The following is a 12,930-nucleotide window of genomic DNA, read 5'->3' on the forward strand; positions in this document are numbered from 1 at the left end:
GCACGCCGAATCGAGGTGATGCGCGTATGGTAGATGTGCGGGAAACCTACTTCGTATACGGGGGGATACGCTATCACGTGGTCGAGTGGGGCGATCCCGATGCTTTGCCCGTCGTGCTGTTGCACGGTTTCGCCCAGAGCGTGGCCACGTGGAGCGTCGTCGCCCCCTTGCTTGCGGCCAAACGCCGCGTCATAGCCCTCGACTTCGTAGGTCACGGGAAAAGCGATAAGCCCGATGATCCGACCGTCTACGAGATGGATGCGGTGCTCGACGCGCTCTTCGCCTTCCTCCGCGATCGCTTCAAGCGCAAGGTGGCGCTTGTCGGCTACTCGATGGGGGGCCGCATCGCGCTTTCCTTCGCTTGCAGGTATCCGACCAAAGTCTCGATGCTCGTGCTCGAAAGCGCAGGGCTGGGGCCGAAAACAGCCCAGCAGCATGCAGCTATGCAGCATCGCGATGCGGAGATGATCGAGCGGCTGCTTGCCTGTGACATCGCATCGTTCATGGACTGGTGGGAAGGGTTTTCGCTCTTCGAATCCCAGAAGCATCTGCCCGAAACCGTGCGAGAGCGCGTGCGCGCCGAGCGGGTGGCAAACGATTCCAAGGCGCTTGCTTTGACGGTGCGCGGTACAGGTCAGCACGCCATGGTCGATTTTTCGGAGAAAATCGGCCGCCTTCCCATGCCGATTTTGTACATTGCGGGAATTCTTGACCGAAAATACCTCAAAATAGCGGAGAATCTTGCCCATGGAGAGAACGTCTCATGCGTGCTGCTCAATGCGGGGCACAACACCCACCTCGAAGATCCCGAAACGTTCGCCGCGCAGGTGAGCATGTTTTTGGACAAACAGGCAAAGCGCGCGGGCCGTTAGCGCATTCGCTCGGGTATGCGAATCGCTGCGCTCGCGGGGCCGAACACGTGAGACACGGGATGCCGATCGGCACGTCCGACGGCATGAGGAAGGATGGATATGGGCGCCATCGCGTGGAAGCAGGGAAAAACCTATCAGGAGATCATCTACGAGACCTGCGAGGGGATTGCGAAGATTTCCATCAACCGTCCCGAGCGCCGCAACGCCTTCACCCCCCTTACGGTCAACGAGCTTTACGACGCGTTCACCGTTGCGCGCGACGATAGGGAGATCGGTGTCATCGTGCTGACGGGCGCGAACCACGGCGGCCGCCATGAAGACGAGGCGTTTTGCTCGGGCGGCGATCAGAAGGTGCGCGGCAACGGCGGCTATGTGGGCGAAGACAGCATACCGCGCCTCAACGTGCTCGATCTGCAGCGGCTCATCCGCGTGGTGCCCAAGCCCGTCATCGCTATGGTGAACGGCTACGCTATCGGGGGCGGGCATGTGCTCCATATCCTGTGCGATCTCTCGATCGCAGCGGAAACGGCGAAGTTCGGCCAGACGGGGCCGAAGGTCGGCAGCTTCGATGCGGGATATGGCGCAGGGTATCTGGCCGCTATCGTCGGGCAGAAGAAAGCGCGTGAAATCTGGTATCTCTGCCGTCAGTACACAGCTGCCGAAGCGCTCGAGATGGGGCTCGTGAACAAAGTCGTAGCGTTCGAGGAGCTTGAAGAGGAAACGGTCGCGTGGGCACGGGAAATGCTGCAGTTCTCGCCGACCGCGCTGAGATTCTTAAAATCCTCTTTCAATGCAGCAACCGATGGTTTAGCCGGGTTGCAGCAATTCGCAGGAGATGCGACCCTGTTATATTACACGACGGATGAAGCGAAGGAAGGGCGCGACGCGTTCAAAGAGAAGCGCCAGCCCGACTTCGACCAATTTCCCAAGTTCCCGTAAGAGTCGGCGGCGGTGGGCCGCCATCCTTACGGAAGCGCGTATTCTCGATGTGAGACCGGAAGCGAGCGCGTGATACAGCAGTTCGAACAGACGATGAGGAAACGACCGCACGACGTGTTCTTCCAATACGTCGACGATGCGGGCGTGCGCCATGCGTACTCATACGAGGAAACGAAGTTCTTCGCGGCAGGATTGGCGCTTCTTTTGCGGGATAGGGGGATTGCGCGAGGATCGGGCGTTGCTGTCGACATGCCCAATTGCCCGGAGTTCGTGTTCATGGCGCTTGCGGCCGGCTACGGCGGGTTCACGCTGATCGCGCTCAACCACCGCTTAACCGAAGACGAGAAGACGTCTCGAATCGCCGACCTGCGCCTTTTAGGGGGCGCTGACGTGTCGGTGACGCTTACCGAGCGCGATGTGATCGCGATGCTCGGCGAAGTCCCCGGAGGCTACGACGAAGCCTACCGGCTCGAAGCCGCCATGGGGACGACGACGGGGGCCCGCGCCGTCGCAGCGTATCGCCACGAGCTGGATGCGGGCGGCGCACGCGGTCACGCGGAGACCCATCACAAGCAGGGGTTCTTCGCTCGGTTGCGAGGCAAAGACGACGGCGCATCTGCGACAAGATCCCGGAAATCGGCTCGTCAGGGGGAGGGCGCTCTTGAGGGGGACATCGATTCGAGATCCGTCGTCAATTTCGCGGAGCGGGCGCGCGTCGGGTTCGATCGGCAAGCGAGGGCGCTTGTCATGTTCACGAGCGGCACGATGGGCCGGCCCAAGGCTGCTTCCCTTACGTGGGAAAACCTGATCGGATCGGCCGAATCGTCGAACACGACGCTCAACCGCCATGGCGAAGGGCTTTGGCAGGCTGCGTTGCCCCTGTTCCACATCGGGGGTTTTCAGATCGTTGTGCGCAGCGTACTCAACGAGACGCCGTTCATCCTGTACCGCGCGTTCAAGGCGAAACGCGTGCTCGACGATGCCCGCGCCTACGGAGCGACCCATATCTCGGTGGTTGATAAGATGCTGCAGGATCTGCTTGCAGCCGATGACGGCGAAACGCTTTCGCAGTACCGCTGCCTGCTTTTGGGCGGTGCTGCGCCGAACCCGGCAACGCTCAAACGCGCGGTTGCCGCCGAAGCGCGCGTGTATGCGAGCTTCGGCATGACCGAAACGTCGAGCCAGATCGCATCGTCGCCGGTAGGCGCTTTTAAAACTACCGCCCTGACGCTTTTGCCGGGCTACGAGGCACGGGTGGTGAATCCCGATGAAAGCGGTGCCGGGCAGTTGGCCGTTCGCGGGCCGGGCGTGTTCTCGGGATACCTTAACGCACGAACGCCCTACACGGCCGACGGGTTCTTTCTCACGGGGGACACCGCCTCGTGCGAGCAGGGCAGGCTTACGGTGTTCGAGCGGTCGGGCGACCTGTTCGTTTCCGGTGGCGAAAACGTGTATCCCGCCGAAATCGAAAGCAAGATCATGCACGTTGGACAGGTGAGTGATGCGTTCGTGTTCGGAGCCGAGGACCCTGTATGGGGGCGCAGACCCGTCGCGTTCGTCGAGCGCACGCGTGCGGAAGGGATTGGGGCGGCAGATTCGCCGCGCATGTTCGCCGAAACGGTGCGCGAGAGCCTGGCGCGCCGTGTCTCGAAGCTGTACCAGCCCAAACACGTCTTCGTGCTCGATGAATTCCCGCGCACAGGGGTGGGCAAGACCGATCGGGTTGCGCTTCGCCATGCGTTCGATGAGCGCATCGAGCTGAAACGGGTTACGCTCTACCGTATCGAGCAGAACCTTGCAACGCCGTTCATGACAGCGAAAACCGTCATGCGCACGCGCGAATCGGTGATCGTCGAGGTGGAAGACCATGCGGGCAGAATCGGGCTGGGCGAGTGCGTTGCCTTCCCGACCGATTGGTATCTTCCCGAAACGCTTGGCGAAGATATGCGGGTTCTCGAAAACGATCTTATTCCTCTCGTGCTTTCGCAGGTGTACCTGCATCCGAGCGAGGTCGCAGCCGCTTTTGCGGAATGCGGCTCGGCGAAGGCGTATCCGCTTGCGCGCGGGGCGCTCGAACCGGCGCTTTGGGATCTGTACGGAAACATCGTCGGCAAGCCCCTCTGGCAGCTTATCGGCGGAGCGCGGGCTAAGCGCGATACGCATGCGAGCATGGTCGACCCGGCGGTGCAGACGCTCGCGACGGCCGAGGTCCGCGCAGGCGTCGTGCTCGGCATGATGTCGGTGGTAGAAACGCTTGCGCAGGTGGGGCGCTATGTCGAAGCAGGCTACGATCGCGTGAAGCTCAAAGTCAAGCCGGGCGACGATTATGCGCGCGTTCGAGCTGTACGGGTAGCCTATCCTCAGCTTACGATCATGCTCGATGCAAACCAAAGCTACACCGAACACGATCTTGCGGCGCTCAAGAGCCTCGATACCCTCGGTGTCCGCTGCATTGAAGAGCCGCTCGATCCCACTCGCGTTCCCGCACACGGTCCGACCGATCTGTTCGCGCGCCTCGCCCGTTTACAGCGCGAACTCTCCATGCGCGTGTGTCTGGACGAATCGGTGGTGACCGAAGACGATCTCGCCTGCGCGCTCGCTCAGCCCGAGCTCACCTGCTATGCCGTGAAGATCGGCAAACTCGGAGGCGTACAGCCCTCTCTCGACTTCTACCGCGAAGCGACGGCGCGCGGCATCGAGCTATGGATGGCGGGCATGTACGAGACGGGCGTGTCCAAGCAGCTTCACGCGGCGTTTGAAACACTGCTCGGCGTGAACATCCCGGGCGACATCAGCGAGACAGCGCGCTATTTCGAACAGGATATCACCATTCCCCCGTTTACGGTTGAACAGGGGTCGGTCGTGCTCAACCAGAAAGGCTACGAAACGGGCCTCGGGTGCGAGCTCGACTACGATGCGCTTGCAAACGTGCTCGTTGAGCGGCGAGACTACCGCTGCTAGTTCGGCGGCGGCACGAGGTTCGTATCCGATTTATTACAACGCGGTGCATGCATCTTGGTTTCTATGCGGTTTCGAGTATCATGTATGCCGTTAATCTACCAGACGGGGTGATACACCATGAACGAACCATCAGCGTCCCAAGCCGACCAGGCCGGCGTTACGAACAAGGGCGGGCTCGGCATCTTCCGTCTGGTGACTACGGTTATCACGCTCATCGTTGGCGGCGGCGTGTTCACGCTTGCGGGCGACCAGGCAGCGGGCGGCGCGAGCGGTGCCGCCGTGCTTACGGCGTGGGGCATTTCGGCGGTAGGCGTGCTGTGCCTCGTCATGACGTTTTTTGCGCTTTCGCGCGTGAAGCCTCAGCTCAAAGGTGGAATTTACAGCTATGCCAACGCAGGCTTCGGCGACTTCCTCGGTTTCAACAGCGCATGGGGCTACTGGATCAGCGCGCTTCTGTGCACGGTGAGCTTTTCGGCGCTTTTGTTCGGTGCGCTTTCGTATTTCTTCCCGATATTCGGCGAAGGCACGAACCTGCCGTCGATCATCGGTGCGAGCATTCTCATCTGGTTCTACGTGTTCCTCGTCTCGCGCGGCATCAAAGAGGCAACCGGCGTGAACGCCGTCATCACCATCTCGAAGTTCGTTCCCATCTTCGTGGCCATCACGGCCATCATCTTTTTGCAGAAGTTCAATCCCGCCATCTTCGTGGAGAACTTCACGACGGGCGCTGTGCCCGGCATGCCGTTCTTCGATCAGGTGAGCAGCACGATGATGGTAACCATCTGGGTGTTCGTTGGCATTGAGGGAGCAGTAGCTATTTCGGGTCGTGCGAAGAAAGAGCGCGATGTAGGCAAGGCAACCATCATCGCGTTCGTGTGCGTGCTCTCGATCTATCTGATGGTGAGCGTGCTTTCCATGGGCGTTATGCCGATGTCGGAGTTGGCTCAGCTTGAGAACCCTGCGCTTGCCGGCGTTATGGAGCACGCGGTGGGGCAGTGGGGTGCCATTCTCATCAACGGCGGCGTGGTGCTTTCGCTTGTGGGCGCGATGCTCGGCTATACGGTGCTCTCGAGCGAATCGCCCTATGAAGCCGCCGAGCAGGGCGTATTCATCAAGGCGTTCGCCAAGACGAACAAAAAGGGCGCTCCTATCGTCACGCTCGTGGTCACGAACATCATCGTCGAGATCTTCTACATCATCATGTTGTTTTCTGACAGCACCTACCAGTTCTTCTACACGCTTTCAGCGGGCATGATCCTTTTGCCGTACTTGCTTTCCGCTGCGTATTTCGCCAAAATCACATTTACCGAGCCGGACGCGTTCAAGGGAAAGCTCGGTGGAAGCCTGGCGCTCTGGCGCATCTTCGGCATCTTCGGCGTCGTCTACAGCTTCTTTCTCGCATGGGCATCGGGTGCCGTGGGACTTACCCTCATGTCGCTTCTGTACGCGCCGGGCATCCTCATGTACATCAAGGGGAAGAAAGAACGCGGTGAGCCGTACCTCAAGAGTACGGTTGACAAGGTGGTTGTGGCGATCATCCTTGTGGCCGCCGTCACCTCGATAGTCCTGCTGGTAACGGGCACGGTGGTTTTGTAGCTCGATCGTGCTTCGTTCGACCCGGGTTTCTGTTTCGTGGCTAACCGCTGCACCCGTACACGCGGTGCAGCGGTTAGAATCGGTTAGAATCGGTTAGAATCGGTTAGAATCGGTTAGAATCGGTTAGAATCGGTTAGAATGAAAGAGGCTGCATGAAGGGAACGCTATGAAAGAGGGTGTCGAGCTCGAATTCAAAAGGGAGTGGTCGGACGCGGCGAAGAAGACTGTTGTGGCGTTCGCCAATACAAAAGGCGGTACCTTGCTCGTTGGCGTGACCGACGATGGCGAGATAATCGGCGTCGAGGATCCCGATCAATGCATGGTCAGCATCATGCAATCGATTGGGAACGCCATCAAGCCAGATGTGTCTCTATTCACGCAAATTCGCATCGAACAGGTTGAAAGCAAAAACGTGGTTGCCGTGGAGGTGCAACGCGGCTCGTCTCGTCCGTACTATCTTTCGGATAAGGGGCTTCGACCGACGGGCGTATACGTGAGACAAGGTGCTTTGTCTGCTCCGGCATCCGAAGCGGCAATTCTCTCGATGATCAAAGAATCGTCAGGTGACGCGTACGAGGATGCTCGCTCGCTTGTACAAGAGCTCACGTTTCAAGAGGCGAGCGAAGTTTTTTCATCGGAAGGCATCGCGTTCGAGAAGCGGCATATGAGGACGCTCGGACTTATCGCCGAGGATGGTACGTTTACGAACCTTGCGCTGCTGCTGTCGGATCAATGTCCCGCGACGACGAAAGCTGCGGTGTTCCAAGGGACAACGAAGGCGGTTTTCAGAAATCGCTACGAATTTACAGGCTCGCTCTTCAGGCAATTTCGCGAAGTGTTAGATTTCATCGATCGATATAACGAAACAGCTTCGACGATAGGCGATGATATGAAGCGTATCGATAAGCGGGCGTATCCAGAATACGCTGTTCGCGAATCGCTTCTGAACATGGTGGTCCATAGAGATTATTCGCTTGCTGGTCCTGCTCTCATCAGCGTATTCGATGACCGTACAGAGTTTTTGAATTTGGGAGGCCTTCCCTCGGGTATATCTGAGCGAGACATGATGATGGGCGTGTCGCTTCAGCGCAATCCAAAGCTTGCCCGTGTGCTCTATCAACTGAAATGGATCGAGTCATACGGTACGGGTATTCCGAAGATCATGGAAAGCTACGGAGGAAGCGATGAGTCGCCGACGTTTCTCGTGAGCGACAATGCGTTCAAGGTGACATTGCCGTCTCTGGTGCACGATGGTAAGAAAGCGGTCGAGGCGGCTCGATTCGAGAGGGAATCCGTTGCTGTTTTCCACGATCGATCTAGAGAAACGCCAAACGTATCGGTTGCAGGGGATCCAAGAGAGGCTGTACTGGAACTGGTTGCAGCGCACGGCAGCGTTGCGCGCAAAGACATTCAAGCAGCATTGGGCATTTCCCAATCTGCAGCCATCAGGCTTTTGAATGCTTTGATGCTTAACGGAAGCTTACGAAAAACCGGAACTGGAAAGAATACGCGCTATAGCATGTGACGTTGAAAATCCTGCCGTGTTGCTCATGCTCGGATATGCTGATAACAACTCGGAAACCGCTCCGTGGCGAAGCTTCCAATTTCTTGGAGTTGGCGGATAATCGATAGCCGCAACAGGCTGCCCTATCCATCGCTTCGGCGGTGGGCGAAGGAGGAATCGCAATGTTTGAAAACGTGATCGTCAGGCGTCCGAGCAAGTCGCTCGTAGACGGCATCACCTCGGCTCCCGAACTGGGCAAGCCTGACTTTGATCTGGCGCTTAAGCAGCACGACGACTACATCGCCGCGCTCAAAGAATGCGGCGTCAAGGTGACGGTCCTGCCGGCGCTCGAAGAGTTCCCCGATTCCTGCTTTGTCGAAGATACCGCTGTCATCACGCGTAAAGGTGCGATCATCGACAATCCCGGTGCTGGGACGCGCAACGGCGAGGCGAAAGCTATGGAGCCGACGATCCGCGAATTCTTCGATGACGATCATATCGCCTACATCGAAGCGCCCGGCACGCTTGAAGGTGGCGATGTCATGATGGTGGGCGATCACTTCTTCGTTGGACGTTCCGCACGCACGAACGAAGAAGGCATCCGCCAGTTCATCGAGATTCTCGAAGGCTGGGGGTTGACTGGCTCCGAAGTGCCGCTCGAGCACGTGCTTCATCTCAAAACCGGCGTGAACTATATCGAAGACAACAACATGCTCGTGTCGGGCGAGTTCATCGAGAAGCCCGATTTCGCTGAGTACAACAAGATCGTCATACCCGAGGACGAGGCGTATGCCGCCAACTGCATCTGGGTGAACGGCACCGTCATCGTGCCCGAAGGCTACCCGACCGTTCTCGAGAAGATCCAGGAGGCCGGCTACAAGACCATCACGGTCGACACCTCCGAATACCGCAAGCTCGACGGGGGCCTGAGCTGCTTGAGCTTGAGGTTCTAAGATACGTCTTCAAACCGCCTTATATGCGCTCTTTTTCGGATGCCCCCGCATGGGGGCATTTTGCTTATCTGATTTGGGGCCTGCGGTTCCTGCCGCAGGCCTGGAGCCTGGCGTTCGGGTGTCAGCCGCGCTCTGTACCCAGTATAGGCGGGTCATCCTGAAGCACGAAATGACGAAGGGATCGTCGGTTTCCGTGGATGGCATGTGCGGAGCTTTCTTTGGGATAGAAGCTCGATCTTCGAAATCCGACTTCATGTAAAAATGATCGACACGTATAAAATATGCATCATCATATGCATTTTAAAATACTATTATTGAGATTCATTATCTTCTTTTTTCATAGTATTCTATGATTAATAAAGGAAGGAGAAAAATGGAAGTCATTTATCCATCAACTGCTCTCGCTAAAGAGCAGGCAAAAGTAAAGCAAGCTGCCAGAGAAGGTGTTGTACGTATCACAGAGCATGGGTCGGCGGCTTTCGTATTCTGCTCGGAAGAAGTGTTCGAGGACAAAATCCAAGAAGCGGTTGAAGAAGCTATGATGCTTCAAAACATCCGGAACGCCATCAAGCAGGGCCGTGAGGATTACAAGGCTGGAAGATATATTGAGGGAACAGAAGCTGCAAGGGCTGAAACCATGAGAAGGCACAGCTCGAATGACTAGAATCATCTATACGGAGCGCTTTTTGCAAGATATGGAGCACGTCGAACTCCAGAGCAAGCAACATGAAATCTATGATTGCATCGACTTGCTGCTTTCCGTTCCTTCGCTTGGCAGCCATCGGCTGCCTCGGGCGATCAGGGAAGAGTTCGGCGATACCGTCAGAAAGATGTCCGTAGCACCCTTTTTGGTGATATACGAATATATGGATAACGGGGATTTGATTCTTGTCCATGGATTGGTGCATCAGCGGAAGGCTTTCTGATGGGGTCTTGGGTCGACACGTCCGAATACCGCAAGCTCGACGGGGGCCTGAGCTGCTTGAGCTTGAGGCTCGAGCACAAGTCCGTCGCCTGGTGCGATAAGCGGACAAGCAGTGCAAGGTGCCCCCGCATTTTGGGGGCACCTTTATAATCGAACTCGTCAAGCCTTAGCTTACAGATACGCATCCTTCTCGCTCTTCGTCCATTCGACGAGCGTTGCTGATTCTGTGTCCTCGGTAGCCGCTGCGGCGCCGGCGATCTTTCCGAACACGAGCGCCTGGATAAGGCCGTTGCCACTCATATAGGCAGCGCCGCCGCGCGATGAGAAGCCTTCAGTGCAGCCGCCTGCAGCATAAAGCCCCTTGATGAGGCTCTTGTCGGCTCGCAGCACATGCCCCGCAACGTCGGTTGCCATGCCGCCTTGCGTATGGCGGATTTCGCCCGTGATCTTGACGGCGTAGTACGGACCATCGAAGCTGGCAGGCAAATGGGCGCGGTTGAACTTGTCTTCGCCTTTGCCGATCGCTTCTTGGTATTCCGCAATCGTCTTCTCAAGCGTTGCCGTATCGGCCCCGATGGCTGCGGCGAGTTCGGCTGCGTCCGCACCCTTCATGACAATGCCTTCTTCTTCCCATCCGGCGTACTTCGCGCTCTTCTCGATCTGGGCGTCGGTGAAGCACAGATACGCGATGTGGTCGGTCTGGGCAAGCACATGGGGGGAGAGCTCGGAGTATCCGCCGTACTCGCTCATGAACCGGTTGCCTTCTTGGTTCACGATGATGCCGCCGTTGTTGGCAACGCCTTGCTCGAGCGTCTGACCGTTGTCGACGCCGTGGAACGCGTGGCCCTGGTACGCTCCCATGTTCTGCAACTCGGCTCCGAGTTCCTGGGCCCACAGGATGCCTTCGCCGGTCGCGCCGGGTGCCACCACTTTGACCGCGTCGACCGCTTCGGGGCAGTACTGCGCGAGCATATCGGCGTTGTTGGCGAATCCACTTGAAGCCAGTACGGTGTTGTTGGCGATAACGGCGATTTCGTCTTTACCGCTCTTGCCGTAGGCGCCGACGACCGTATCGTCCTCGTCGGCGAGCACAAGGCCGAGCATTTCGCACGAGAGCATCTGGGTGATGTTCGCTTCATTACCCATGCTTGCGATGAGCGCATCGGTGAGGCCTTTGCCGGCGTCGTTGGTCGTGTGCATGCGGTGCGCCGTCTGGCCGTAGTACAGAGCCTGGTCGATCGTCCATACGGCACCGTGAGCCTCGGTCCATTCGACGATGTCCTTTGACTGCTCGGTGACGGTATACACCAGGTCGGGGCGCACGCTGTAGTTGTTCGGGCGCATGATGTCCATGACGCACGCGCCGATGCTGTCGGCTTCGCCCATCTCGGTTTGCTGTTTGGTGCCCACGGCGGGAATCTTGCCGCTCGAGAGCATCGTGGCTCCGCCGAGTGTGCTTGTCTTCTCGCAAAGGATTACCTGGGCGCCCTGCTCGGCGGCGCTCAGTGCGGCGCAGATGCCTGCACCCCCGCCGCCGATCACGAGCACGTCGGTTTCGCTGAGCTGCATGCTCGCAACGTCGCTCTTGCGCTTGGCGTAAGCGAAGTTTCCCGTGCTCTGCCCAGTACCGGAGGTGGCAGCGCTATCGGTCGGCTTTTCGGACGGGGCGCAGGCGGAAAGCGCTCCTGCAGAGGCGATCGTAACCGATCCGATCGCCAACCCTTTGAGCAGATCTCTTCTGGTAAGGTTTCCCATGTTCGTTCCCTTCCTCGATGGCTGCGGTGTTACCCGCGATAGGGGGCACTATACGAAGCGTTGCGAGGGGAGAAAAGAAACTCTTTTATTGCTTTATCCGTCAACTGAAGGTTTGCGAATTAGTAAAATCCCACGTCAAGTAGTAGGTTGTGTAGTCTTGTCGGCACCAGTCACTGCGGCGAGCGCAATCGTGCCATTGAGGAAGCGGCCGATTTGCCTATACTGGAAACGAAGTCGCCGAGCGCAGTCGGATCTCGAGTGCCTTGGGAGTGAATTCGCCATAAGGGGATGCTGTGGCACAATTTCGGATGGATGTCGATCAGAGACGGTATTTTTGCACGCTTTGCTCGACAGGCAACATAACGCAAGCGGCGCAGACGCTTTTCATCTCGCGACAGGGCTTGTCGAAAAGCATGAAGGCGCTCGAAAGCCATGTGGGGGCGCAGCTGTTCGAGCGCGGCAAGAACGGCGTCACGCTTACCGAGGCGGGGCGCGTGCTGCTCCGCTACATCCGTGAAGACGATCGGCTTTGGGATGCGTGCATGGCCGATATCCGCGAGGCGAGCGAAGCGGAGCCGGTGTCGATTCGCATCGGCTTGCTCAGTATGTACGTCGGATACGAGCAGAAGCGTGAGCTGTTCGCGAGTTTTCAGGATGATGCGGACATCAGAATCGAGGTGGTCGACGGCGACCACGACGCGTTCTGGCAGGCTATTGCCGCAGGGGAGATGGATTTCGCGTTTACGATCAGCCCGCCCGATGACATGGGCCTTCCGACGATCAAGCTTGCCAACGACACCCTTGCGGTACTGCTCAGCGTGAACGATCCGTTGGCCAAAAAAGCCTGCATCGATTTTAAGGCGGATCTGCGCGGCAAGACCGTCATCCAGACGAGCCCCTACAAAGGTCGGTTGTACGAGACGGCGTTCAAAAATCACGGTATCGAAACCGAGTTACTTCTGCATGATAGAAACCTCATGCTCGCGCGGGTGTCTACGAGCGAGGATTGCTTCATCATCCAAACTCAGTACGCGAAAGATCTAGTAACCGACCAGGTGTGCATGCGGCCGCTCGTCAACGCCCCCATCGAGATGGACTCGACGTTCGTGTTTCGCGCCGATCTGAACGACGCAGCGCGTGCGGTCGCGCTCAAGCTTTTGGAGGCATCGGGCAAGCAGGACGAGCTCGATGCGTATTTCGCCGAGCACAAGCCGATGGGCGGAAAATCGGCAGCAAGGAGCGGCCAGGCATAACGAGCGCGAGATGTGCGTTCGTTGGAAACGCACTGCGGGGTGGCTGCGATTAGGTATGCACCGCAGGATGACTATGACCGCTGGTTCAACCCTTGCCGTCGCCCTCATCGGGGGTAGTTCCCGGCAGAATCGGGAAATGCACTGCGGGTTGGCCGCAACCGCCCCAGCAGGT

General features: G+C 58.0%; 10 protein-coding genes. 9 read left to right on the plus strand and 1 reads right to left on the minus strand.

The window, feature by feature from the left end:
• Nucleotides 1–26 precede the first annotated feature (26 nt).
• The 8 genes from menH to FJE54_RS04885 all read left to right on the plus strand — a co-directional run bounded on the left by menH (nucleotide 27) and on the right by FJE54_RS04885 (nucleotide 9,751).
• Nucleotides 27–872 carry a 2-succinyl-6-hydroxy-2,4-cyclohexadiene-1-carboxylate synthase gene (gene menH / locus FJE54_RS04850; RefSeq protein ID WP_139651593.1) on the plus strand — a complete coding sequence of 282 codons (846 nt, stop codon included), beginning with the start codon at nucleotides 27–29 and terminating at the stop codon, nucleotides 870–872.
• 99 nt (nucleotides 873–971) lie between these two features.
• Nucleotides 972–1,811 carry a 1,4-dihydroxy-2-naphthoyl-CoA synthase gene (menB, locus tag FJE54_RS04855; RefSeq protein WP_139651594.1) on the plus strand — a complete coding sequence of 280 codons (840 nt, stop codon included), beginning with the start codon at nucleotides 972–974 and terminating at the stop codon, nucleotides 1,809–1,811.
• Nucleotides 1,812–1,880: 69 nt separating this feature from the next.
• A complete protein-coding gene (gene menC, locus FJE54_RS04860) occupies nucleotides 1,881–4,772 on the plus strand; it encodes an o-succinylbenzoate synthase (protein WP_139651595.1) in 2,892 nt (963 codons plus the stop codon).
• A 117-nt stretch (nucleotides 4,773–4,889) separates the two neighbouring features.
• Nucleotides 4,890–6,368, plus strand: a complete 1,479-nt coding sequence (locus FJE54_RS04865) for a basic amino acid/polyamine antiporter (protein WP_139651596.1) — start codon at nucleotides 4,890–4,892, stop codon at nucleotides 6,366–6,368.
• A gap of 166 nt (nucleotides 6,369–6,534) precedes the next feature.
• Nucleotides 6,535–7,893 (plus strand): RNA-binding domain-containing protein, encoded by a 1,359-nt coding sequence (locus FJE54_RS04870; protein WP_139651597.1) that lies wholly within the window; start codon nucleotides 6,535–6,537, stop codon nucleotides 7,891–7,893.
• 155 nt (nucleotides 7,894–8,048) lie between these two features.
• Nucleotides 8,049–8,825, plus strand: coding sequence for a dimethylarginine dimethylaminohydrolase family protein (locus FJE54_RS04875; protein WP_139652224.1), 777 nt, complete (start codon nucleotides 8,049–8,051; stop codon nucleotides 8,823–8,825).
• Between the two features lie 373 nt (nucleotides 8,826–9,198).
• Nucleotides 9,199–9,489, plus strand: coding sequence for a hypothetical protein (locus tag FJE54_RS04880; protein ID WP_139651598.1), 291 nt, complete (start codon nucleotides 9,199–9,201; stop codon nucleotides 9,487–9,489).
• Nucleotides 9,482–9,751: a type II toxin-antitoxin system RelE/ParE family toxin gene (locus FJE54_RS04885; protein ID WP_139651599.1), complete on the plus strand. Its 270-nt coding sequence runs from the start codon at nucleotides 9,482–9,484 to the stop codon at nucleotides 9,749–9,751. The genes FJE54_RS04880 and FJE54_RS04885 overlap by 8 nt, the downstream gene beginning before the upstream one ends.
• 170 nt (nucleotides 9,752–9,921) lie before the next feature.
• Here the strand turns inward: FJE54_RS04885 and FJE54_RS04890 are convergent, their stop codons facing one another.
• Nucleotides 9,922–11,505 carry an FAD-dependent oxidoreductase gene (locus tag FJE54_RS04890; RefSeq protein ID WP_139651600.1) on the minus strand — a complete coding sequence of 528 codons (1,584 nt, stop codon included), beginning with the start codon at nucleotides 11,503–11,505 and terminating at the stop codon, nucleotides 9,922–9,924.
• A gap of 293 nt (nucleotides 11,506–11,798) precedes the next feature.
• Here FJE54_RS04890 and FJE54_RS04895 point away from each other — a divergent pair, with 293 nt between their 5' ends.
• Nucleotides 11,799–12,758: a LysR family transcriptional regulator gene (locus FJE54_RS04895; protein ID WP_139651601.1), complete on the plus strand. Its 960-nt coding sequence runs from the start codon at nucleotides 11,799–11,801 to the stop codon at nucleotides 12,756–12,758.
• The last annotated feature ends 172 nt before the right edge of the window (nucleotides 12,759–12,930 follow it).

This window comes from Raoultibacter phocaeensis (assembly GCF_901411515.1).
In the GTDB taxonomy this organism is placed as follows: domain Bacteria; phylum Actinomycetota; class Coriobacteriia; order Coriobacteriales; family Eggerthellaceae; genus Raoultibacter; species Raoultibacter phocaeensis.